The organism is Limnohabitans sp. TEGF002, from assembly GCF_055395845.1.
This window is the reverse complement of record NZ_AP029224.1, coordinates 1310553-1333776: the sequence shown is the minus strand read 5'-3', so window position 1 is coordinate 1333776 and position 23224 is coordinate 1310553. Positions and strand designations below refer to the sequence as shown.

Here is a 23224-nt window from a genome sequence, read left to right as displayed (position 1 = left end):
GATGAGCCAGTTGAAATCGTTCAAAGCCCAGATCAGCCACGATGTCTTCAGGCTGTTTGGTGCTTACATTTTGGGCGTCACATCGCTCAGCATGATCTTGGCCATTTACGGCATTTTTTTCTACCAGCAAGAGGAGTTCAAACACTATAAGGCGCTGATCGCCACAAGACTAAGCTCTGAAGTCAGCGCATCCTTTCGGCAAGCCAATGATTTGGCTGATTCGCCCCAAGTCTGGACAGGCCTGACGGACTCAGCGGGACGGGGGTCTTATCTCCTGCCACTGCTGGAAAAGGCCAACCAAAACAAACATTACAAATTTGACCTGCTCGATTACCTGGGCCGTTTTTTCATCCACAGCGGTAACTCAGTCGGTTTGCTGTTGGATATGCCCGCCAATATCCAGAAAACGATCGACGACAGCCAGCCCCATTTGGAAATGGTCAACATGGAGCAAACCGACTATCTGGCGGTCAGTGTGCCCATCATGGCCAACTTCACCGACAGCGCCATCGGTGTGGTTTTGCTGCACCTGGATCTGGGCAAGATCATGGCCTCACTGAACTTTCCAGATGACCTGAAAGTCAATTACAGCCTGACCCCTTTTGTCGACACGGCCTCTGATCTGTCCAAACACAGTGAGGCCTTCATGTTTGAGTGGCGCGATGCTGGCAAGGACTACGCCCTGCACATTCAACTCCAGCAAGGCTATTTGTCAGCCTTTTTGTTCGTCATGACGGGTTTGGCGGTTTCATTGATCTCTGGCGGCTTGCTGTTCCTGGGGCTCAGACGCTGGACACGACTTTTTTCAGAACGCACCACACAAAGGCTCGATGGCCTCGTGCAACTGGCCTCCGATACGGTGCAAGGTCGAGGAGATGAATCATTCAGTGACAACACCGGCGATGAGATTGCCAAGGTGTCCAACGCCTTGCAAAGCATGCTGCAAAAGCAGAGACTGGCCACGCAAAAGCAAGCCATTTTCTCCAGGGTGTTTGAAACCGCTGCTGAAGCCATTTTGATCACCAACAAGCAGGGTCTGGTGGTGGATGTGAATGCCGCGTTGACCGACATGACCGGTTACACCAAAGAAGAGCTGATCAACCAGCCAGCCGGCAGGCTCTACATCCAGGACGAGAAAGGCGTTGATTTGCCAATCATTGCCGAGAGTGTCCGCAAGCATGGTGCCTGGCGCGGTGAAACCTATTTTTTGAGCAAGCAACAAGCCCAATTGCCCGTGCTGCTTTCCGTGTCAACGCTGCTGGATGACCAAGGCAAAAGTCAAGGCCATGTTTCTGTTTTTGCGGACATCCGCGCCATTCGCGAAGCTGAAAAAAAACTCCAGGATCTCCTGAACGAAGACCAGCTCACAGGCCTGCCCAACTACAGGGCATTTCAGGCATACATCCAACAAAAAGAGGCTAATGTCCAATTTGCCATCTTGTTCATTGACCTGGACAACTTCAAAAACATCAATGACACCTTTGGTCACGACCAAGGCGACGAGGTGATTCGACAAATCGCGCAACACCTCCAGGCCACCTTGCCCAAGGGCAATTTCTTATGCCGACGCTCAGGCGATGAATTCATTGCCGTGCTGGACATCCATGAACCGATCGCTGATTTCCAAGCCAAGCTGAAGCTGATTTTCAAACCGGCTGTTTTCACGGTCAACCACATGGGGACCGTGCAGGTCACCTCTACCTTCAGCGCTGGGGCTGCGCTTTTTCCTGATCACTCGCCATCGATCAAAGAGCTGCTCATATATGCAGACACCGCATTGCTGAGCGCCAAGGAGTCCGGTCGCAATCAGATTCAATGGCTCACTGCCCAGATGATGGCGGCCTCCCTGCGCAAAACCAAAATCGACAGCAAGTTGGCCGTGGCCATTCGTGAAGGTCGAATCTTCCCGCATTACCAACCCGAAGTGGATCTGCTGACCGGAAAAATCATCGGTTTTGAAGCTTTGGCTCGCTGGCACGACGAAGAACTGGGCATGGTCAGCCCTGCCGAGTTCATCCCATTGGCTGAGCAATCAGGGGCCATTGATCCGTTGACAGAACATTTGTTCACCCAAGTGGTCCAAGACAGCCAAGCGATTCGGGCCCACTTTCCCAACGCCACCATCGCCTTGAATTCATCACCCCAGTTGCTCTGTGGAAAGCGTCTTTTGACCATGCTTTCTCATTTGGCCTCCGAACTGGACAATGGCTTGGAGGGTTTTGTGCTGGAAATCACGGAAACGGATTTCGCACTGAGTGCACAAGAGCTGGCCAGTCAACTTCAATCCATCATGGGCCTGGGCGTCCGAATTGCGATCGACGATTTCGGCAAGTCCTACTCCTCCCTGTTCCGACTGGCGAGCATGCCCATTCAGAAATTGAAAATTGACATGTCTTTTACTGCGGGCATGGAGCGCGAAGAAAACATCAAAATCATTTCAGGCATTCTGGCCTTGGCGCAATCGCTGCATCTGGAGGTCACTGCTGAAGGCGTGGAAACCCGATTCCAACAAGACACCCTGGTCAGGCTCGGTTGCCAGCAAGCACAAGGTTACTTTTTTTCCAAGCCACTGAAACTGCAGGACTTGCTCGCATTACCCACCCATTTGGTCCCTGTGACAGTCACGTGACACCCGCTTTTCAAGCGCCTAAAAGATCAGGTGCTTGTCAAAGAAAGAACTGGTTGTGAGCCTGGCCGCTAGCGATGCCATTGGATCGTGCTGACGACTGCCTGCGTGATCAAAACCATAAGCAGCGGCGTACCGCTCGATTTGAACCATCGGAACTTTTTGACCCGGCCTGACGGTGCCATGCGCAGGGAAATGATTGCGCTGCACGGCCACGAATGCATCCATTGACTCTTGCGTCATCAGCAAGCCTTTGGAAGGTAGATGCACCAGTACTGGACACATCGGTCGCCAACTGCGCTCCTGCGGGTTGGTCATCCCGCCGCCATAAAAGGAAGCGGCTGCGAAAACTTCTGGCAGGGTGCAAGCGGCCTGCCAAGCGAGCAAGCCACCCCAACAAAAACCCATAACACCCACTTTGCCCTGCGCCACCTGCCCCTTTGCCCACGCCAGCACAGTCTGGATGTCCAGCATGGCGCGGCTTGAATCGACAGGTTGCAACGGTTTCACCAATTGCTCACCCGAAAAAGCCATCTGGTATTGGTAGCCATGGTCTTGCCCTGCCCGGCCGCGGCCAAACAGCGACGGCGCCACCACCAGGTAGCCTCTGGCTGCGTGCTCATGGGCCAAGGCCCGAATGCGCTGGCTCAAACCAGGCATGGGGTTGGCATGTGCACTGGCATGAATGCGGTTGGCCGCGCGGGCATCCATCTCATGCAACAGGACCAAGGCGCCTCGTGGGGCGCTGTTGGGATGAGCGACAAACGCCCGGAATCTGTGCTGGTCTGGCGATGTGAACTCGGCGTATTGGCCTGTGCGGCTTGTCATCGATCAACGCGATTGCGCTTTGTTGCCGTAAGGGCAGTGGTTGGGGCGCGGCCCCACTTGGGGATGCAATCGGCAAGTGTTGGGACGCTTGTCGTAAACGGTGCAGCGGCGCGTCTTAGCATCGAGAAACTGGCAGTCCCCACAGGCGCGACGTGCCAAACTGAAGATGCTGTTCTTGAAGTTGAAATGCTCAATCAAGCCGGCCTTGGTCAGGCGCTTGGCGATCTGTTTGGGGTCTTCATGCTCGGCCTCAAACGGGTCCACCAATTCCAGCCGAACCAAGTCGGCCATCTTGACCTCCACCGGCATGGTGCAGCAGTTGGCCGCACAGGTGTCGCACAAACCGTTTTTGTAACGGGTCCAGGTTTCGCAACGGTCAACGTCGACAACGGCAATGGGGGATCTCATGGGGTGGATTATCCCGGATGCATTCGTTCACGCCGCTTGCGCTTGCCCCCAATAATGAAAGGTCATGGGACGGGGACCCGACAGATAAGCCGTTTGTGTATTTGCGGCAAAGCCTGCCTCTTGCAACAAGGCGGGAATGTCACGCCCCAATTGGCATCCACCGGCCAGCGGCCCCCACAGAGGTTGCAAGCGGTCTTGCCAGCGGCGCACACTTGCATCGGGAGCACGGCCATGTTCACAAAACAAAAGCTTGCCGCCCGGCACCAGCACCCGGCGCATCTCGCGTAAGGCTTGCGCCGCATCTGGGATGCTGCACAGCGTGTAAGTGCACACCACGGTGTCAAAGCTGGCATCGGCTGTGGGCAGCTGCTCGGCAGACAGGCCCATCAGCTCTACGGAGATGCCCGCCTCTCGGCTGCGCCTTTGGGCCAGATGGTGCATCTGCATGGCCGGGTCCACACCCACCAAACGGGTAACGCGGTTGAGGTCGTAAAACGGCAGGTTACGGCCGGTGCCCATGCCCACTTCGAGCACACGGCCTTGAGCTTGCGGGACCAACTGGCGGCGCTGCTTTTGCACCATGGGCAAGCCGCAGGCCATGTCAATGACGTAGGGCAACACCACGCGGTCGTACCAGTTCATGGTGTGCTCCTTTTTGCAAAGGGCTTATCCCTTTTTGGCCACCAAGGTCAAGATGTCGTAACTGGCCACCACCTCACCCAACTGGTTGGTGACTTCCACGTCCCAAGCGACCACGCCTTGACCGACGCCATTGGCGTCTTTCTTGTTGCGGTCGATCTTGCGCTTGGCCGTCAGACGCGCCTGGATGGTGTCGCCAATGCCCACAGGCTTGACGAAGCGCAGCGTGTCCAGACCGTAGTTGGCCAGCACCGGGCCAGGTGCGGGAGAGACAAACAAGCCCGCCGCGGCCGACAACACAAAGTAGCCGTGTGCGATGCGCTTGCCGAAAGGCGAATCCTTGGCCGCGATCTCGTCGAAGTGCATGTAGAAATAGTCGCCCGACAGGCCACCAAAGGCCACGATGTCGGCCTCGCCCACGGTGCGGCGGTGGGTCAGCAGGCTCTCGCCAATTTGCAACTCTTCGAAGTAGCGGCGGAAGGGGTGGACCTCGGTCTCGATCAGCTTGGCGCCGCGCATGTACTCGCCCGTGACGGCGGCGATCATGGTGGGCGAGCCTTGCAGCGCGGTGCGCTGCATCAGGTGTTTGACGGCGCGGATACCGCCGAGTTCTTCACCACCGCCTGCTCGGCCGGGGCCGCCGTGTTTGAGCGGCGGCAGAGGCGAGCCATGGCCGGTGGATTCAACCGCCGATTCGCGGTCGAGGATGTGCAGACGGCCATGCAGCGCAGCCGCCACCGGGATCACGCGAGCCGCGGTTTGCGGGTCTTTGGTGACCAGCGTGCCGACCAGGCTGCCTTGGCCGCGTGCGGCCAGTTGCAGGGCTTCATCGATGCCGTCGTAAGGCATGAGCGTGCTCACCGGGCCGAAGGCTTCGACGTCGTGCACGCTGTCGGTTTGCAAAGGCTTTTGGCACAGCAGCAGCGTGGGCTGGAAGAAGGCACCGCCTTCGACGCCCTGCCCCACGGGTGCAAAACCGGCACCACCGCCAAACACCAGCTCGGCGCTTTGGCGCAGCAAGGCCACGCGCTCGGCCACATCGGCTTGTTGCGAATGCGAGGCCAGCGCCCCCATCTTCACGCCTTCAACAGACGGGTCGCCCACCACCACTTTGGCCAAACGGGCCTTGAGCTTTTCAGCGACGGCGTCCAGGTGCTGGCGCGGCACGATGGCGCGGCGAATCGCCGTGCACTTCTGGCCCGCCTTGACGGTCATCTCGCGGGCGACTTCTTTCACGAACAAATCAAACTCTTCGTCGTCAGGCGTCACGTCGGGCGCGAGGATGGCGCAGTTGAGCGAGTCGGCTTCGGCGTTGAAAGGGATGCTGTGTTTGACCACATTGGGGTGCACACGCAGCATGGCGGCGGTGTCGGCCGAGCCGGTGAAGGTGACCACGTCCTGGCCGTTCAGACGGTCCAGCAGGTCACCGGTGGAGCCGATCACCAACTGGAGCGAACCGGCAGGCAAGATACCCGATTGTTCCACCAAGCGCACCATGGCTTCGGTCAGGTAGCTGGTAGACGAAGCGGGTTTACCGATGCAGGGCATGCCCGCCAAAAAGCTGGGTGCGAACTTTTCCAAGAGGCCCCAGATGGGGAAGTTGAAGGCGTTGATGTGCACCGCGATGCCGCCACGTGGCACCAGGATGTGCGTGCCCGCAAAGCCACCCTTCTTGCCCAGCGGGAATGCCGGGCCTTCGTGGATCAGGTTTCCGCTGGGCAACTCGTTGCTGCCCATGCCGGAGTACGCGAAAAGCGTGCCCGCACCGCCTTCGATGTCCACCCAGCTGTCGGCACGCGTGGCACCCGTGTGGGCCGAGATGGCATAGAGCTGCTCTTTGTGCTCACCCAAGTACTTGGCCAGAGCCTTCAGGCGCTGGGCACGTTCTTGAAAATCCAGCTTGAGCAGATTGGGCAGGCCCACGGTGCGGGCGTAGTGCACCGCATCGCCAAAGTCGATGGCATCGGCGTGGGTTTGGTAAACCGTTTGGCCGTTGATGGCGCTGCGCAGATTTTGTGCGCCTTGCTGGCCGATCCATTGGCCACCGATGAAACTTTGCAGGACTTGGGTCATGGGAAGACGCTTTCTGTGATGTTCAAACCCAGTCAACTCGAATTAACCAACCGGGCGGTCGGGAAATTCTAGTCGGTTTGCAGCACATCGTTATCAGTGAATCTCTCTAGGCTTTTCAAAATTAATATGCATGCATATAATCTCATCACTTTTCAACTTCTTTGGCTGGAACTTCCATGAGCACTGCATCGTCTCAACTCCCCGTCATCGTCGCTGGCGGCGGCATTGGCGGTTTGGCCGCGGCTTTGGCTTTGGTGCGTCAGGGCTTTGCCGTCACGGTGCTGGAACAAGCCCCCGAGATCGGTGAGATCGGCGCGGGCATCCAAATTGGACCGAACGGGTTTCATGCTTTTGACGCTTTGGGCGTTGGTGACAAGGCCCGGGGCCGTGCGGTCTATACCGATTTCATGGTGATGCACGACGCGATCGACGAGTACCAAGTGGGCAAGATCCCCACCGACGAAAAATTCCGCGAACGTTTTGGCAACCCCTACGCAGTGATCCACCGCGCCGATGTGCATTTGTCTTTGCTCGAAGCCGCGCAAGAAACCGGGCAAGTGCAATTCCACACCAGCACCCGTGTCGAGCGCATCGAACAAGACGACAGCAGCGTGACCGTGTGGGACCAAAACGGCAAGGCATTCAAGGGCTGCGCCTTGATCGGCGCCGATGGCGTCAAGTCGGTGGTGCGTGAGCAATTTGTGGCAGACCCGGCCCGCGTCACGGGCCATGTGGTGTACCGCGCCGTGGTCGACAAAAAAGACTTTCCTGCCGACTTGCAGTGGAACGCCGCTGCCATCTGGGTGGGCCCCAACTGCCACCTGGTGCACTACCCGCTGCGCGGCGGTGAGCAATACAACGTGGTCGTGACTTTCCACAGCCGCGAACAAGAAGAATGGGGCGTCAAAGACGGCAGCAAGGAAGAAGTGCAAAGCTACTTCCAAGGCATTTGCCCCAAAGCTCGCCAGCTGATTGACTTGCCCAAAACTTGGAAGCGCTGGGCCACGGCTGACCGTGAACCGATTGGCCAATGGACCTATGGCCGCGTGACCTTGCTGGGCGACGCCGCGCACCCCACCACCCAATACATGGCGCAAGGCGCTTGCATGGCGATGGAAGACGCCGTGACTTTGGGCGAAGCGCTGCGCACGCACCACAACGACTGGCCGAAAGCGCTGGACATGTACCAACGTGCCCGCGTGGCCCGCACGGCCCGCATCGTGCTCTCCAGCCGCGAAATGGGGCGCATCTACCACGCCAAGGGTGTGGAGCGTTTGGTCCGCAATGACCTCTGGCGCGGCCGGGGTGCCGAGCGCTTTTATGATGCGATGGCATGGCTGTATGGCTGGAACGTGGGCAACTGCCTCGACGCCGCACAGCACCACTGAAAAGAACGGAGACACGACATGAACGACCTTGGACGCATCGAAGACCTGCCCCCAGACTATGTGCAAGACCTGCGCAATGTGAATCTGGTGCCGCTGTGGCCCAGCCTGCGCGGCGTGCTGCCGCCCAAAGTGCCCACGCGCCAGACCCAGCCGACTTGCTGGGCTTACAAGGACATCAAGCCCCTGCTGCTCAAAGCGGGCGAGCTGACCCCGATTGAAAAAGCCGAGCGCCGCGTGCTGGTGCTGGCCAACCCTGGGCATGGTCTGGACAAAATGCAGGCCTCGGCCGCCATGTATTTGGGCATGCAACTGCTCATGCCCGGCGAGTGGGCCCCCAGCCACCGCCACACGCCCAACGCAGTGCGCATGGTCGTTGAAGGCGAAGGCGCGTGGACCACCGTGGACGGCGAGAAATGCCCGATGAGCCGGGGCGACCTGATCCTCACGCCCACGGGCCTGTGGCACGAACACGGCCACGACGGCAACGACCCCGTCATTTGGCTGGATGTGCTGGACTTGCCACTGGTGTATTACATGGAGGCGAGCTACCACATCAACGGCGACCGACAGTCCGTGGTGCCCGGCCAAGGCGGCAAGCAATACGCCCGCGGCGGTGTGGTGCCCTCGCATGTGTTTGAGCGCAGCAAGAAGGCTTACCCCATGTTGCGCTACGCCTGGAAAGACGCCAAGGCCGCGCTCGAATCGCTGGCCGCTGACGACTCAGGTTTGGAGCAAGTGCAAGTGACTTACACCAACCCCGAAACCGGTGGCGATGCCGAAAACATCTTGGGCTTTTACGCCCTGATGCTGCGCCCTGGTCAGAGCCTGCGCCTGCCTGCACGCTCGCCCGCTCAGGTATTCCATGTGATTGAAGGCGCGGTGCAAGCGCAGATCGTGGCCAGCACCTTCACCCTGGCGGAAGCCGATACCTGCTGCGCGCCCGGCTATGAAGCCGTGACGCTGACCAACCTGAACGCCGCACAACCCGCCTTCGTCTTCATCGCCGACGAATCGCCCCTCCACCGCAAACTGGGTGTGTACGAAAACCGCGGTTGATTTTTCTTTCAATGGAACCCATGACTTCTTACCTCTTCACCCCTCCCGCCGTTCAATCCCTGCCCATCCGTGGCCAACAAGAGCGTTTTCCGATCAACCGCATCTTCTGTGTAGGCCGCAACTACCACGCACACGCTGTCGAAATGGGCCGCCCCGTCGACAAAAGCGTAGAGCAGGCCTTTTACTTCACCAAGTCGCCCCAGACCTTGGTGGAAAGCGGTGCGACAGTAGCCTATCCCCCACGAACCAACAACTACCACTTCGAGATGGAACTGGTGCTGGCCATTGGCAAAGCAGGTTTTCGGGTGAGCGAAGACAACGCGCATGAACTGGTCTATGGCTACGCCGCAGGCCTGGACATGACGCGCCGCGACCTGCAACTGGTGGCGCGCGACAAGGGCCGTCCATGGGACACAGGCAAGGACATCGAGCAAGGCTCAGTCTGCACTGAGATCGTGCCCATGCCTGGCGTGGTGATCGAGAATGGTGCGATTGCTTTGGAAGTGAATGGCCAAACCAAGCAGTCGTCCAACGTGGACAAGCTCATCTGGAACATCCGCGAAATCATCGCCGATCTGTCGACTTACTACCACCTGCAACCCGGCGACTTGATTTACACCGGCACACCCGAAGGCGTGGGCGCGGTAGTGACGGGTGACAAAATCACTGGCCGCGTTGAAGGCGTGGCTGAACTTTCATTGACCATCGGCGCTGCGGCGTAAACCCATGAAGCTCTACAGTTTTTTCCGAAGCGGCACGAGCCACCGCCTTCGCATTGCCCTGAACCTCAAAGGCATCGCCACAGACTACGCGGCGGTGGATCTGCGCGTAGACGAACAACAAAAAGAGGCTTTCAAGGCCATCAACCCGCAAGGCTTGGTGCCTGCCCTGGACACGGGCGAGCAGGTGCTGATCCAATCGCCCGCCATCATCGAGTGGCTCGAAGAAAAACACCCCACCCCGGCCCTGCTGCCTGCAGGTGCGGACGCACGCGCCCGAGTGCGAGCGCTGGCGGCCATGGTCGGATGCGACATCCACCCGATCAACAACCGTCGGATTTTGCAAACCCTGCGCAAACAGTTTGGTGCCAACGAAGACGCCATCAACGCTTGGTGCGGTCACTGGATCAGCGAAGGCTTTGACGCCTACGAAGCGCTGATGGCGGCTGACAAAACGCGCGGCCATTTCAGCTTTGGCGATACGCCCACGCTGGCCGATGTGTATTTGATTCCGCAAGTCGAAAGCGCACGGCGCTTCAACGTCGACATTAACCGGTGGCCCTTGATCAGCGCCATCGACAAGGCCTGCGGCGAGCTGGAGGCATTCAAAAAGGCCGCCCCCATGGCCCAACCGGACGCATAAATCTTCAGCCAAACACCTCGGTGTCTACCTCGCTGTTGGCCTGTGCGTTGTAACGGTCACCCGCCACGGTGCGCTGGTTGATCAGCGCATCAAGGCGCGCCATCAACTCAGCATCCAGCTTCACATCTGCTGCCGCCAGATCGTCCAAGAGGTGTTCCACCGAAGTGGTGCCTGGGATCGGGATGATGTCTTCGCCCTGCTGCAACAACCAGGCCAATGCCAACTGCGCTGAGGTGCACCCGGCCTCTTGTGCGAGTGCGTGATACGCGGGCAAGAGCTTCAAATTGGCGGCGTAGTTCTCGGGCGTGAATCGCGGCATGCTGCGGCGGATGTCCTTGGCGTCAAACCCGGACACATCGAGAGCCGCGCCGCACAAAAAGCCTCTCGCTACCGGACTGAAAGCCACAAAGGCCACGCCCAGCTCGCGGCAAGCCTGCAGCACGGCGATCTCGGGGTTGCGTGTCCACAGCGAATACTCGGTCTGCAGCGCCGCAATCGGGTGCACGGCATGAGCTTTGCGCAGCGTGCCCGCAGACACTTCGGACAAGCCAATCGTCTGGATCTTGCCTTGACGCACCAGGTCGCTCAACGCGCCCACGCTGTCTTCGATCGGCACTTTTTTGTCCCAGCGGTGCAGGTAATACAGGTCGATCACATCGGTCTGCAGACGGCGTAGCGCATCCTCACAGGTCTTTTTGATCGTCTCGGGACGGCCATCGATCACCCGGACTTTGCTGCCATCGCTTTGCTCCACGCCTTGCATGCCGCACTTGCTGGCCAGCGTGAATCGGTTGCGGTGGGGCTTCATCACCCGGCCCACCAGGGTTTCATTGGCCCCAAAGCCATACAGCGCGGCTGTGTCAAAAAAAGTCACCCCCTGGTCAAGGGCCGTGAGCAGCACACGCTCGCCCTGCTGGGCAGACACTGGCGCGCCATAAGCATGGCTGAGGTTCATGCAGCCCAAACCGATGGTGCTGACAGAAAAAGAGGCGATTTGGCGGTTGTTCATGCCGATATCTTAGACGCTCACTGTTGTCCCAATGCACGGCCCCAAAGAGGTACGCACCAGAGCAGCCCATTCAATCCGTCGACACCACCAAAACCACTTTGGGCACAAACTTGGAACCACTTGTCGACTTGGCCACCACAGGCGCTCCGAGAAACAACTGGGCTGCTGGCACCTTTAAGCCCAGCAAGGTCTCGCGCACTTGCTGGGCGCGCGCTTGCGCCAATTCACGCATGTCCGCCTCATCCACAGAGATGGCCGCCAGCAGCAAGGCCTCCATGTCCGCGAGTGGCATGTCCTTGACCAAGCCCATCACATTGCGGGGTTTGGGAATGGGTGAGCGGCGGTACACCGACTGGAGCAAGGCGGGATATTCAGCAGGGCTCACATCCAACACAGGCAAGGTGCCCTGTGCACCTCGGGCGATGCGTCGGCGTTTTTCAGCCACAACCGTCTCGCGCAACTGGGCTCTGCGCCAGTCATCGCGTTCACTCTCCAAATCCGCCTGACCTGACAGTGTCATGCGCAGAGCCGGTTTATCGATCACCATTTGCGCCACAGCCGCGAGTTTCTGAAGAGACGCCGCATCGAGATCGGCACGACCGGGCGCGAACTCAATTTGCTGCAACTGCTCTTCACCCGAGAACGCACCGGCGATCAAACTGAACGGCGAAATAATGGCTTTGCCAATCAAGTTGAGGACCATTTTCCAAACAATCGGACCCACGCGGAAGTCGGGGTCATTGATGGAGCCACTGACCGGTAAGTTGATGTCGATGACACCGTTGCGGTCGGCCAGCAACGCAACAGCGAGTTTGACCGGCAGGTTGGGCGCATCCACACTGTCCGAGCGCTCACCAAAGCGCAATTGCGTCAGAACAATTTGGTGTGTCGCTTGGAGTTGGCCCTCGGCGCTGATGCGGTAATTGACCTCGGCCGAAAGCTTGCCCCGTTCAATGCCATAGCCCGCATATTTGCTGCTGTAGGGCGAGAGTTGCGGCAACTCCAGATCACGGACCTGACCACGCACATCCAAGGCCACAGGACGCGTGAGCGGGTTGATGCGACCCGAGACCTCCAAACTGCCAGAGCCTGCCACGCGCCCCCGAAGATTCAAGTCGGCCAAGGCCATCTCGCCACCCACTGCTTGGCTGGACAAGGCACCCAAACTGCCCGCCAGTTCGGTGATGTCAGCAGAATAGTTGGGACGAATGAAATGGTCAGAAAACAAAACACGCCCCTTGACCACACCAATGGGCCCCAACTCGATCAACGCGGGCACGCCGGCTGCTTGGGATGCTGTGGACGGCTCGGACTTGATGAGCTTTTGTAAATTGAGGTGGCCCTCGGCATCGATGGCCACGCGTGCAAAGAAATCACTCAAGGCTGTTTCGGCAATTTTCAGCCGCTTCATCTGGCCAGCATCCACCTTCAGCTCAAATCCTCGCAGACTCAGGCTCTGGGTGTCCAGCAACGCTTCCCCATCGGATGGATTCAGCGCGCGGAGGTTGTCCAGCGACAGATTGCCCTGCAAATTCAGTCCCAGTCCTGTATCGGGCATGGACAGGTCCAGGTCACCCGCATAACTCAACTCAGCCCTGCGCAAATCGAAATTGACCCGATCAGCGCCATAAGCTCGAAATCTGTGCAGGGGAAAACGGGACAACTGCAAACGCCCCTGCACGTGAAGCGGCGTGGCTTTGCGCTGCCCAGCGGTGCCGACCGGCAAACGGAACGTCCCATCAAAACCCAGCTTGCCTGCTTCGCGGCGTTGGGAACCGGTGGTGAATTCGCCTTTGACTGTGGTCATTTGTGGCGATGCTGCCAAAGGCTGCCAAGCACCGACACTGAGGTTCAGCTCCCGCGCATCCAGCTTGACGCCGCCCGGGACAGATCGATCGTCCAGATTCAATAAACCGCCCGTGATCTGCAAGGGGCCGAGTTCAAGTTGCCACGGTTTGCCCGAAGCCTCTGAGGACGGCATCGCATCATTTTTAAGCCGCCAATCCTCGACCATCCAACGCCCTTGCGGGTTGCGACTGGCATTCAGCAGCGGTCGACTCCATGTCACTCGACCCGTTTTCGCCAGCTGTTTGAAAACATCCACCTCGAACTGCTCGATGGCCAATTCGGCCCATCCGGCTTCGGGCTGCTGAGGCTTGCCCAGCAACACATCGGACACACGGATCTGCGGGGCTTGGATCAGCAACGATGGGGACACGACGCCTTCTGCGCCTCGCCAGGCCACATTCAACTCTGCCGAAAATTGACCGGACAAGTCCGGGCGAAACCATGCAGCCCAATAAGGCTGCATGGTTTTGAGCGGTACATCGCGCCACTTCATGCGCGTTTGGGCACTGCGCAGGTCGGTCGTCCCCTCCCACGACACATTTGCGCCCTGCAACTGGGTTTGACCACGAAAGGATGCGGCTTGGCGCCTTGGCCAACTGAAGTTCTGGCCTTCCATGGTCAGATCGGTCAGTGCCAGGGGGGTCTGCATGGACACTGCCGCATCCTGCCAATACAGCTGTGCTGCGCTGATTTGAAAACGCTTCAGGGAGAAGTCTGCTCCGGCTTGCGCGGGAGCCTGGGCCGCAGGCGCAGACACTGGCACTGGCACAGGGGGCATGAAAAAGCGTTGCAAACGAATCCAGTTCAATTCACCAGCGGCATCACGGCGTGTGTGCAAAACCGGCTTCTCCAAACTCAACGCCTCGAGTTTCAAAACACCCTCCAAGGGACGCCACGCCTCGATCTTCAAATCAATGCCACCCGCCTGTAACAAGGGAAGATCAACGCGGTTGAACTTCTCATTCAATTTCAGGCCATCTAAAGCCAAGTGGCCGGACACGGACAACTCGGGGGAAGTTTGTTGCTGGAAATCCAGACGAAGGTCCATTTCCAGTCGCCCCCCGGCCAATCGCACAGGCCAGGCTGCAGGCCAATAAGGCAAATACGGCTTGACATCGAGCCCCTTGATCTGAAAGCGCGCTTGCGTGTGGCGATCCGGCGCAAATGGTGTGGTTTCTGCATCCGTATCAAAGGTGGATCCATTGAACTGGAAGGCCAGTCTCGGATGGGTAGCAACCTCACGTCGGCCACCGATGTTGCTCAAAAAAGGGATATCCAATCGCACATCACTCAGCGTATGGGTGACCGATTTGGGCTCATCGCGAAACTGAACCCCACCGCCTGCAACCTGAAGGTTGAACAAGGACAAACGGGGAACACCCGAACCTTGTGATTCAGCAGAAGTCAAGCGTGCCAGGACGTCGTCGATGTCAAACCGGCCTTGCCCCCGGTGCGTCAGTTGCAGCTGCGGGTTACGCACCAAGACAGCATCGGCCACCGGCGCCCACAAAAACAAGGATTGCAGGGATGCATTGATTTCAATTTCGTCAACGCTCAACTGGGCTTGTGCCGAAGGGTCAGCAGCCTCGGCTTGAGCCACCTGCAAACCGCGCACGACCAAACGCATGGACCACGGCCTAAAAATCACTTGCTGAACGGTGACCGCTCGACCCAGCTTCAGGCTGCCTTGCTTTTCAATTTGCCACTGAACCAACGCTGGCAAAGCCGCCCAGCTGATCCCCCACAGCACCAACACCCCGAGCACGAGAAACAAAACCCACCGCTGCCAGCGCTTAAGAAGGCTGAAATTCATGATCAACTCTTGGTAAAAGACAACAGACACGATTTTCGGCGATCCAAAGGCAGACATGTAACGCCCAGGATACAAATTAACCGAAACGGCCCATGCTCTCGAACAGGAGCATCAATCCAAAGATCAAACGACCTGATGGGGCATGCCTACAACAACCCCATCAGGTGGACTTGGAAACCCCTGAGCCCAATACAGGTCCGGTAGGGTGTAAAAAAGACAATGGCAGACTCTGGCCATCGATCTTTTCCAGTGCAGCATCCTCCGCAAAGTGCCGCCAGTCTTGAAGAATGATGCGTTGGCGGAAATCAAACGCCCCTGCGGGTCCTTGAGCCACATCGTCAAAGGCTGTTTGGCCAGCAATTCCTGGAGTTGACGCTCCATTGCCAGATCTTGTACTGCCCTCTTTTTCTCTTCAGTCACATCAATCATGACCAGCCTGCATTCATCGCCCATCTCATTGACTGTGGCGTCGACTCTCACCACCATCTCGGCCCGGTGTGCCGTTGCACAGAGCTTCAGCTCACAATGGCGACGGCACTTGCCACTGAGGACTTCCCGATGAAAATCTAGAAACATGGGCCGATCGGATGGGACCATGAAATCCACAAAAGAACTCAACGTGCATTGAGAGCGCTGGATGTCCAGCATGATGGCTCCAGCAAGATTGGTTTGAACCACCCGACCTTCTGGATCCAAGCTGACGAACCCTACCGGAGCAAAATCGTAAGCATCTTGGTACTTTTGCAAAATGGCCGGCACACCAACCGCTTCAGTCATCTGATTTTCTTCGGGTGGAGCCAGAACATCGGGCGCAGAACCTACGCGACCAAATAAGCGCTGGGTCTCAGCACTCACCAATCCGTAACACTCACAAACACAATCCGTCAAACCCTGCCTGTCCAGGATATGGATACGCCCTCGCCCACTCGAAACCAAGCCAGCCGACTGTAACTTGCCCAACGCTTGGGTGATCGATTCACGTCGCACGCCCAACATATTGGCAATGGTTTCATGCGTCACCATCAACTGATCACGGCCCAAGGCGTCCTGGTTGAACAACAACCAATAACTCAGACGCTCACTGACGGAATGGTGTCCGATGCAAACAATGCTCTGCGCCATTTGCGTGATCAAAGCCTGAACATAATTCAAAGACAACTGCTGCAATTCTCGGCAATGCGCCAATGCACTTTGAAAAATATCGGACGGCATCCTGAAGGCCTGCCCTGCGCATTGCAAAACGGCACGGTGGTTGACTGAGCCATTGCCCAAGATCAGGGAAATACCCACCATGCCCTCTCTGCCGATCATGGCCAATTCAGAGCTGTCACCGTCCGCCGTATGGGAAACAAGCGACACCGTGCAAGTGGTAGGGAAATAAACATACTCCAGGGGTTTACCGGCCTCAACAAATACCTGACCTTGAGAGAGGTCTACCAGCTTGAGGTGCTCCAGAATTCGAGCGTAGTGCACCAAGGGAATTCCAGCCAGGATTCGGTTCTGACGAGCACCGTCGACCATGGGATAAGACATAAAAATCCTTTCTCGCGCTGGGCGATTCAATAAGACCTTGCTATCGACATCAAAACCTGTGCAGATCCTTGCGTTCACTCGCACGGGCGGCTCGAGCAACATGGGCATTCAATCCATACAAGCCAAGGCCCTGAAGCCATGTTGTGGGCTTTGATGACCGATGACCACTGATCGAAAGATGTGATGACCTATGCATACCGAAATACATCTTTGGATGAACCCCACTCAAAAGCCTTTGAATACCGGTCAGCAACCATCCATAACAGCTCAAAACCCATGGCTTAAAAGCGTGCACAGATGAAATGTGGGCGCTTGGACCGAAGCGCCGCGAGCAGCCAATATCCATGTCATGCAGACCCTCATCAGTTGTTGACCAAGGGGAACAAATTTTGCGTGATGCTGATGACCACAGGCCCCAAAAGCACGGTCATCAACGCAGGAAAAACACAGAAGATCAAAGGGATCAGCAATTTGATGGGCAATTTGGCTGCTGCCTCTTCGGCTATCAATCGGCGTTTGGTTCTGAGTGCATCCGAATGGACCTCCAATGACTCCCCAATGCTGGTGCCAAATCGATCGGCCTGAATCAGCATCGTCACCAAACCCTCAATGTCGGACAAGCCCATGCGAAGGGACAGGTGCCGTAAAGCTTCAGCCCGTGAAGACCCGGCACGCAACTCCAACCCCGTCAAAGCAAACTCGTCCGACAGTTGTGGATAGGACAAACGCATTTCCCGACCGACTCTCTCGATGGCGGCGTCAAGCCCCAAGCCCGCCTGCACGCACAAACGCATCAAGTCCAAAGCATCCGGGATGGCATGGAACAAGATTTTTTGCTGCCTTTGGACCCAATGATGCAAAACCAAATCGGGCAAGTAATACCCTGCCGCAGCAGATGCCATGAGTCCACTCCAAAACATCAAATCAAGCCATGAAGCTTGTAATAGCCAGATCAGCAACGCAAAACACGCTGGCAACCAAAAAGTGAGCAAGGTCTTCAAGCCCAAAAAAATGGGCAGCGCCAAACTGGAGCGAAGACCCGCGTTCAAAAGCCGTAACTGCAATCCACTGGGCTCTAGAGCATCATCCGCGACCGCTTTGCCTGCCCAAGGCCCCATCGATAAAAGGACCTCCAGAAACTTCGATTGCACTCGCTTGAACCAGAGATTTTCTTTCTCTCGGACCGGCTGCACCAAACGAATACGACGTTTTTCAAGATCGCCTGGGATCCATTGATTCAAGAGGAGATAGACCAACGAGGACACAAACAAAAACAGGGTGCCCAAAATGAGGAGATTCAAAGTAGACATAAAAACTTTCAAACTTTGATTTGAACCAGACGGGACATCCAAAAGACCCCCACCAGCATCAAGCCAAAAGAAACACCCAACATGACCAGACCCATCTCATCTTTCCAGAGTGCTGAAATGAAGTCGGGATTGATCAAGTACAACAAAAAAGCCAATAAAAATGGCATGACAGACAAGATCCAAGCAGAGATACGTCCTTCCGCGGACAACACACGGACGACGCCAGCAATTTTTTGACGCTCGCGGATCAAGTTGGCAGTTTTGCGCAACACATCGGCCAAATTTCCGCCGGTTTCGTTTTGAATCAATACCGCCACCACAAAATACCGGATCTCCTTGCTGTCAATGCGAGCAGCCAGATGGTTCATGGCTGACTGAACACTCATGCCCAGATTGATCTCATCGAATACCTTGCGCAGCTCCACGGAAATAGGTGCACGAGACTCGGTCGCTGTGATTTGCAGTGCGCTGATGAAGGCATGACCAGATTGCTGCGCCCGAACCATGAGGTCCAGAGCATCCGGCAATTGTTTTTCAATCTTCGCGATTCTTTGGACACCTCTGACCTTGAGGTAATAGATGGCACAGGCCAAAGTGGCCACCATCAACAGGCCGGTCAATGCTGCAGGGATATGCAGGACCATACCCACCAGTCCTGACATCATCAACAGCAAAACGCCCAGCATCAAGCCTTGCGAAACATCCATGGACAAATCAGCTTGTCGCAAAAAGCGATCAACGCGCTGAATGCCAGGCACCTGACTTAACCAGCGATCCAAAATAGGAAAACGACTCAAGTCGCGTCGACGCAAAATAGGGGCTTGGACATGTCGCTCTTGATTGAACATCTGTTGCATGCGACGGCCAAGCAACTTTTGACGTGGACTCCAGTAGATGCGCCAAGCCTCGTACAAGCCCATCAGTAACAAGAAGCTGGCAATCCCGCACGCGCCCAAAATAAGCCCGTATAACCAATCCATCATGTACCTCGAAAATTCTGGGGATCAAAGAGGTCTTCGCGCAAATGGATGCCGCGTGTTTTCAGGCGTTGCACGAACTTAGGTCGGATCCCGGTGGCCTGGAATCGGCCCTGCACCTGACCGTCTGAAGCGATACCCGTTTGGTCAAATTTGAAAATTTCCTGCATGGTGATCACATCCCCCTCGATGCCGGTGATTTCCTGCAGACTGGTGAGCTTGCGGCGCCCATCCGACAAGCGCGAAACCTGCACAATCACAGACAATGCCGCACTGATTTGCTGGCGCATCGAACGTACATCCACATTCAGCCCAGCCATGCCCAACATGTGCTCCAGTCGCGTGAGGGCATCGCGAGGTGAATTCGCATGGATCGTGGTCATAGAGCCATCGTGCCCTGTGTTCATGGCTTGCAACATGTCCAATACTTCAGCGCCACGAACCTCACCCAAAATAATGCGGTCTGGTCGCATCCTCAAACTGTTTCGCAGCAATGCCCGCTGGCTGATTTCACCCTTGCCTTCGATGTTTTGAGGACGCGTTTCCATGCGCACCACATGGGGTTGCTGCAATTGCAGCTCGGCAGCATCCTCAATGGTGATGATCCGCTCATCGTGCGGAATGCTGGCTGAGATGACATTGAGCAAGGTGGTCTTGCCACTGCCCGTCCCCCCCGACACCAGCAGATTGATTTTGGCCTTGACCAAGCCGTTGATCAGCTCTGCCATCTCTGTATTGAGCGTGTGAAAGGCCAGCAGATCAGCCATGGTGTAGGGCACCACTGAAAACCGGCGAATGGACAACAAAGGGCCATCAATGGCCAAGGGCGGTATCACAGCGTTGACGCGAGAGCCGTCCGGCAATCGGGCATCCACCATGGGGGTCATTTCATCCACTCGGCGTCCAATTCGGGAAACGATGCGGTCGATGACACGCATCAAATGTGCCTCGCTGTCGAATTCAATGTTGGTCGACTCGATTTTCCCTTTGCGCTCGACGTAAACCTTGTGCGGCCCATTGACCAAAATATCAGACACCGTAGGGTCTGCCAGCAAAGGCTCAATAGGCCCCAATCCGAGCATTTCATCCTGGATGCCCTGAACAATCTGACGACGCTCAACCTCATTGATGGCCAGACCACTGTCATCGAGCAGACTTTGTGTCAGAGCCTTCAGCTCCTGACGCAAAGCTTCTGGCGAAATGGTCTCCATGCGCCTCAAATCCACCTGCGCCAGAATTTCACGGTGTATTTGTGATTTGATGCTTTCAAGCCTTACAGCGGTCACCCTGTTGGCAGACAACGCGGGGCCCAATGCGATGGGAATCGATGCTTGGGACTCTAGGTGCTGACGTATGTCCAATTTCAAAACCTTCTCCTCGTTTTGTGCGCTGAAATTCAGGCGGCTTTGCCCATCAAACGATCCATCCAACCACGGGTCTTGGGCAAGGGTGTATGCAACAGGTGAGCAGTGACTTCACGCAATGCTTTGAGCACTGCGTTCTGTGGATGCAACTGTTCAAGTGGTTTGCCCAAATTGAAAGCTTCTGTCACCGCGTCAACCTGATTGGAGATCGTGTGGTGAACTTTGATGCCCACCGCTTGCTCGATCGTTTTGACATCCAGCACACCATCGGTCTGAAATTTGTTCACCAACAAGCGCAACTTGTCGTCGCCATAACCCAATGAACGGAAAAGTTTGACCAGTCGTTTGGCATTGCGCACCACGGGCAAATTGCATTCCATCGTCACGTAAATGACATCTGCCATGTCCAGCGCCTTGAGCGTCACGGCATCGATCGCGCTGTCCAGATCGAGTACCACAAATTCATGCATGCGCTTGGCCAAGGTCAAGACCTGCTCCAATTGACTCGCCGTAATGGCCATGGCCACACCAGGCTCATCCGGTGCAGCGAGCAAATTGAGTCGGGGGCTGATGCTTTGCATGCAGCTGTTCAACAACTGAGCGTCAAGTCTGTCAATTTGTTGTGTCAAATCGCTGATGTTGTTTTTTGCGGCATCTTGACTCATGTAATACGAGGCATCGCCATACTGCAAATCCAAATCCACCAACAAACACCGGCGATTGAAAGTGTCTGCGATCAGATAAGCCGTATTGGTGGCCAAAAAAGTCGATCCACTGCCCCCCTTGCATGAAATGAAGGCAATGATCTGTCCAGAGCCGACGTAGCCATCGTCAGATCTGCGGGTTTTTTCGTGATGCAAGACGACACGACGCAAAGCGGCAATCAGATCTGACTGGGCAGGTGGTGAGGCCACGACCTCACGAACGCCTGATCGCATGGCGCGAACCAGATCATCTTTGGTGTCACTGCCGCTGATCAGGACCACACTGACTTGCGGGTTTGACCAAGTCAATGACTCCAGCGCATCCAGGTCCTGCGTCAGCTGCGACTGACTGCTGCACAGCACCAGAATGCCGGGCTCCAAACTCTGAATCAAGGGCATGAGCGGCTGACCTTCAGCACGCACAACGCTCGACTTCACCGTCAGGCTTTGCGATTGAACAGTGCTGCGCAACAATTCAATCATGGTAGCGTCTGACGCCATCAAATACGTGTTCATGACAATCCCTTCAACGTCCAGATATACCTGAAGAACCACCCAATCCAATGTTCATGACATTCACAGGTGCTGGTGGCTTGTCAAAGGAACTTTGATAGCGGTCTACGGCAGACTTCATGACCGCACCATCGGCGTCGGGTGGCGCCGTCTTTGTTTGTCCTGCATCCGGATTCAGTGTTTGTGCCGCGATGGCTTGGCGAACCGATAGCCCCCATTGCGGGGAATCGGCATATGGCGTGTTGGCACAACCTGTTGCAGACAAACTCACCAGCAGCCATGCGGCCAAATTTTGGACTTTGCTGAAATTCAGTATGGACATTTCATAACTCCTTAACTCAAGGCTTGGCAGGCACTACAGGTGCAGCATCTTGTGGGGTGACGGTGGGTTTTCCAGAGGCTGGAGAATCGGGCTTTTCCATCAGCCCTTCCACCATGAATTCGGAACGTGTCGGCGGTTTGAAACTGTCCGTGGGCAAAGCCAAGGCCAGGTCGGACGTTTTGGCCAATCGGGGCGTCACCACAAACAGCAATTCGGATTTTTCCGTTTGAAACGCATTGCTGCGGAACAAAGCCCCCAGGACAGGCAATTCACCCAGTAATGGCAACGCGCGAATCGCCTCCGTCACATTGCTCTTGATCAGGCCACCTATCGCAAAGCTCTCGCCGTCTCTGAGCTGAACAGTGGTGGAAGCGCGCCGGGTGGTGATGGACGGCAGCACACTGACTTGCCCATTGAGCGCCTTGACCGTCGCTCCCAACTGCGAAAGCTCGGAAACTTCGGGGGTGACTTTCAGATTGATCAAACCCTCCTCCAAAACCGTGGGCGTGAAGCTCAATCCGACCCCGAACTCTTTTTCTTCCAGGGTGATGCTGTTGCTGGAGCCCCCTTGTGGGACAGGAATAAAAATTTTTCCACCTGCCAAAAATGAACCCTCCTGGCCACTGATGGCCGTGATGGTGGGCTCGGCCAGAATTTTGACAAGGCCTTTCTTCATTTCCGCCGTCAGTGTGATGGTGGTCATGCCATTGGCACGGGCGGTTGTCAATGCCGTTGCACCATTGGACAAAAATTGAGACAACAAAGACACAGACGTACTGCCGGCTGTGCGGGTGAGGTTGATGTCCACACCCAACTCATCGAGCAAGGTTCGCGAAACTTCGGCCACCTTGACTTCCAGCATGACCTGCTGCGAGCCTTCAACCCGCAGCATGTTGATGACTTTTTTACCGCCTGTATAAGCCTCTGCCAAACTCACAATGCGGTGCACTTTGGTGGCATCCGGTACGCGACCACGCAGCACCACCGTGTCTGCCATCACATCGACCATCAAGGGTTCCTTGGTGGGCACCCATTTCGCCAACCTGGACTGCAGCATTGCGGTATCCAGACCCACAGAAACATCGCGCAGCGTGGTTTTTCCGCTGGCAGACCAAACGATCAAATTGGTCACGCCGGTTTTTTTGCCCAGCACATACACCTCTTTGGCATTGATCAGTGTGACGTCAGCCACATCCGGGTTGCCAATCGAGATACGCAGTGCTGGCTCGGAAAGCTTCAGAAGCATGGACTTTCCATTGCTCAACTCGACGCCCGGCAAAAGCTCCACCGGGCCTTGGGACGGCAGAGACTTTTCTTTGGCTACCGTTGCGACGGATTTCGTTGATTTTTTCGATGCAGGTATTTCATTTTCGGCGGCCAACAAGGGATAGTAGAAACTCAATGCGATGAACAGTCCATGGGCTGTCAAGGTTTGGATTGTTTTTTTCATG

Annotated in this window: 18 protein-coding genes; 5 read left to right on the top strand and 13 right to left on the bottom strand. The window is 56.4% G+C overall.

Annotation, left to right across the window (positions count from 1 at the left end):
• The first annotated feature begins 1 nt into the window (after position 1).
• A complete protein-coding gene (locus tag ACZ5SR_RS06695) occupies positions 2 to 2629 on the top strand; it encodes a putative bifunctional diguanylate cyclase/phosphodiesterase (RefSeq protein WP_464450780.1) in 2628 nt (875 codons plus the stop codon).
• Positions 2630 to 2647: 18 nt separating this feature from the next.
• On the opposite strand, the gene ACZ5SR_RS06690 is transcribed toward ACZ5SR_RS06695, so the two are convergent.
• The 4 genes from ACZ5SR_RS06690 to paaZ are packed head-to-tail and all read right to left on the bottom strand — an operon-like array spanning position 2648 to position 6574.
• The gene (locus tag ACZ5SR_RS06690) at positions 2648 to 3454 is read right to left on the bottom strand and encodes a dienelactone hydrolase family protein (protein ID WP_464450779.1); all 807 of its coding nucleotides are present in this window, start codon (positions 3452 to 3454) and stop codon (positions 2648 to 2650) included.
• 3 nt (positions 3455 to 3457) lie between these two features.
• Positions 3458 to 3862 (bottom strand): YkgJ family cysteine cluster protein, encoded by a 405-nt coding sequence (locus ACZ5SR_RS06685; protein WP_464450778.1) that lies wholly within the window; start codon positions 3860 to 3862, stop codon positions 3458 to 3460.
• 27 nt (positions 3863 to 3889) lie between these two features.
• Complete coding sequence (locus tag ACZ5SR_RS06680; protein ID WP_464450777.1) at positions 3890 to 4504, bottom strand: class I SAM-dependent methyltransferase; 615 nt, start codon at positions 4502 to 4504, stop codon at positions 3890 to 3892.
• A gap of 24 nt (positions 4505 to 4528) precedes the next feature.
• A complete protein-coding gene (gene paaZ / locus ACZ5SR_RS06675) occupies positions 4529 to 6574 on the bottom strand; it encodes a phenylacetic acid degradation bifunctional protein PaaZ (protein WP_464450776.1) in 2046 nt (681 codons plus the stop codon).
• Between the two features lie 176 nt (positions 6575 to 6750).
• Here paaZ and ACZ5SR_RS06670 point away from each other — a divergent pair, with 176 nt between their 5' ends.
• The 4 genes from ACZ5SR_RS06670 to maiA are packed head-to-tail and all read left to right on the top strand — an operon-like array spanning position 6751 to position 10380.
• Entirely contained in the window at positions 6751 to 7962 is a 1212-nt protein-coding gene (locus ACZ5SR_RS06670) for a 3-hydroxybenzoate 6-monooxygenase (protein WP_464450775.1), read from the top strand.
• 18 nt (positions 7963 to 7980) lie between these two features.
• A complete protein-coding gene (locus tag ACZ5SR_RS06665) occupies positions 7981 to 9018 on the top strand; it encodes a cupin domain-containing protein (protein WP_464450774.1) in 1038 nt (345 codons plus the stop codon).
• A gap of 20 nt (positions 9019 to 9038) precedes the next feature.
• Positions 9039 to 9740 carry a fumarylacetoacetate hydrolase family protein gene (locus ACZ5SR_RS06660; protein ID WP_464450773.1) on the top strand — a complete coding sequence of 234 codons (702 nt, stop codon included), beginning with the start codon at positions 9039 to 9041 and terminating at the stop codon, positions 9738 to 9740.
• A 4-nt stretch (positions 9741 to 9744) separates the two neighbouring features.
• A complete protein-coding gene (gene maiA, locus ACZ5SR_RS06655; protein WP_464450772.1) occupies positions 9745 to 10380 on the top strand; it encodes a maleylacetoacetate isomerase in 636 nt (211 codons plus the stop codon).
• Positions 10381 to 10384: 4 nt separating this feature from the next.
• On the opposite strand, the gene ACZ5SR_RS06650 is transcribed toward maiA, so the two are convergent.
• From ACZ5SR_RS06650 to ACZ5SR_RS06610, 9 genes are all read right to left on the bottom strand, one after another.
• Positions 10385 to 11389: an aldo/keto reductase gene (locus ACZ5SR_RS06650; RefSeq protein WP_464450771.1), complete on the bottom strand. Its 1005-nt coding sequence runs from the start codon at positions 11387 to 11389 to the stop codon at positions 10385 to 10387.
• A 70-nt stretch (positions 11390 to 11459) separates the two neighbouring features.
• Positions 11460 to 15050, bottom strand: a complete 3591-nt coding sequence (locus tag ACZ5SR_RS06645; protein WP_464450770.1) for a DUF748 domain-containing protein — start codon at positions 15048 to 15050, stop codon at positions 11460 to 11462.
• Between the two features lie 123 nt (positions 15051 to 15173).
• A complete protein-coding gene (locus tag ACZ5SR_RS06640) occupies positions 15174 to 16685 on the bottom strand; it encodes a helix-turn-helix domain-containing protein (RefSeq protein WP_464451150.1) in 1512 nt (503 codons plus the stop codon).
• 260 nt (positions 16686 to 16945) lie between these two features.
• Positions 16946 to 17485: a type II secretion system F family protein gene (locus ACZ5SR_RS06635; protein WP_464450768.1), complete on the bottom strand. Its 540-nt coding sequence runs from the start codon at positions 17483 to 17485 to the stop codon at positions 16946 to 16948.
• A gap of 416 nt (positions 17486 to 17901) precedes the next feature.
• Complete coding sequence (locus ACZ5SR_RS06630; protein ID WP_464450767.1) at positions 17902 to 18873, bottom strand: type II secretion system F family protein; 972 nt, start codon at positions 18871 to 18873, stop codon at positions 17902 to 17904.
• The gene (locus ACZ5SR_RS06625; RefSeq protein WP_464451025.1) at positions 18873 to 20231 is read right to left on the bottom strand and encodes a CpaF family protein; all 1359 of its coding nucleotides are present in this window, start codon (positions 20229 to 20231) and stop codon (positions 18873 to 18875) included. Before ACZ5SR_RS06625 ends, ACZ5SR_RS06630 begins: the two co-directional genes overlap by 1 nt.
• 35 nt (positions 20232 to 20266) lie before the next feature.
• Entirely contained in the window at positions 20267 to 21454 is a 1188-nt protein-coding gene (locus ACZ5SR_RS06620; RefSeq protein ID WP_464450766.1) for an AAA family ATPase, read from the bottom strand.
• Positions 21455 to 21464: 10 nt separating this feature from the next.
• Positions 21465 to 21773: a hypothetical protein gene (locus tag ACZ5SR_RS06615; protein WP_464450765.1), complete on the bottom strand. Its 309-nt coding sequence runs from the start codon at positions 21771 to 21773 to the stop codon at positions 21465 to 21467.
• A gap of 16 nt (positions 21774 to 21789) precedes the next feature.
• The gene (locus ACZ5SR_RS06610) at positions 21790 to 23223 is read right to left on the bottom strand and encodes a type II and III secretion system protein family protein (RefSeq protein WP_464450764.1); all 1434 of its coding nucleotides are present in this window, start codon (positions 23221 to 23223) and stop codon (positions 21790 to 21792) included.
• Between the last annotated feature and the right edge of the window lies 1 nt (position 23224).

Coding starts and splice junctions, on each gene's coding strand:
- ACZ5SR_RS06640 (WP_464451150.1), bottom strand. CDS start 16,685: ATGTTGCTCGAGCCGCCCGTGCGAGTGAACGCAAGGATCTGCACAGGT.
- ACZ5SR_RS06635 (WP_464450768.1), bottom strand. CDS start 17,485: ATGGCATCTGCTGCGGCAGGGTATTACTTGCCCGATTTGGTTTTGCAT.
- ACZ5SR_RS06695 (WP_464450780.1), top strand. CDS start 2: ATGAGCCAGTTGAAATCGTTCAAAGCCCAGATCAGCCACGATGTCTTC.
- ACZ5SR_RS06650 (WP_464450771.1), bottom strand. CDS start 11,389: ATGAACAACCGCCAAATCGCCTCTTTTTCTGTCAGCACCATCGGTTTG.
- ACZ5SR_RS06660 (WP_464450773.1), top strand. CDS start 9,039: ATGACTTCTTACCTCTTCACCCCTCCCGCCGTTCAATCCCTGCCCATC.
- paaZ (WP_464450776.1), bottom strand. CDS start 6,574: ATGACCCAAGTCCTGCAAAGTTTCATCGGTGGCCAATGGATCGGCCAG.
- ACZ5SR_RS06680 (WP_464450777.1), bottom strand. CDS start 4,504: ATGAACTGGTACGACCGCGTGGTGTTGCCCTACGTCATTGACATGGCC.
- ACZ5SR_RS06690 (WP_464450779.1), bottom strand. CDS start 3,454: ATGACAAGCCGCACAGGCCAATACGCCGAGTTCACATCGCCAGACCAG.
- ACZ5SR_RS06615 (WP_464450765.1), bottom strand. CDS start 21,773: ATGTCCATACTGAATTTCAGCAAAGTCCAAAATTTGGCCGCATGGCTG.
- maiA (WP_464450772.1), top strand. CDS start 9,745: ATGAAGCTCTACAGTTTTTTCCGAAGCGGCACGAGCCACCGCCTTCGC.
- ACZ5SR_RS06630 (WP_464450767.1), bottom strand. CDS start 18,873: ATGGATTGGTTATACGGGCTTATTTTGGGCGCGTGCGGGATTGCCAGC.
- ACZ5SR_RS06665 (WP_464450774.1), top strand. CDS start 7,981: ATGAACGACCTTGGACGCATCGAAGACCTGCCCCCAGACTATGTGCAA.
- ACZ5SR_RS06670 (WP_464450775.1), top strand. CDS start 6,751: ATGAGCACTGCATCGTCTCAACTCCCCGTCATCGTCGCTGGCGGCGGC.
- ACZ5SR_RS06645 (WP_464450770.1), bottom strand. CDS start 15,050: ATGAATTTCAGCCTTCTTAAGCGCTGGCAGCGGTGGGTTTTGTTTCTC.
- ACZ5SR_RS06685 (WP_464450778.1), bottom strand. CDS start 3,862: ATGAGATCCCCCATTGCCGTTGTCGACGTTGACCGTTGCGAAACCTGG.
- ACZ5SR_RS06620 (WP_464450766.1), bottom strand. CDS start 21,454: ATGAACACGTATTTGATGGCGTCAGACGCTACCATGATTGAATTGTTG.
- ACZ5SR_RS06610 (WP_464450764.1), bottom strand. CDS start 23,223: ATGAAAAAAACAATCCAAACCTTGACAGCCCATGGACTGTTCATCGCA.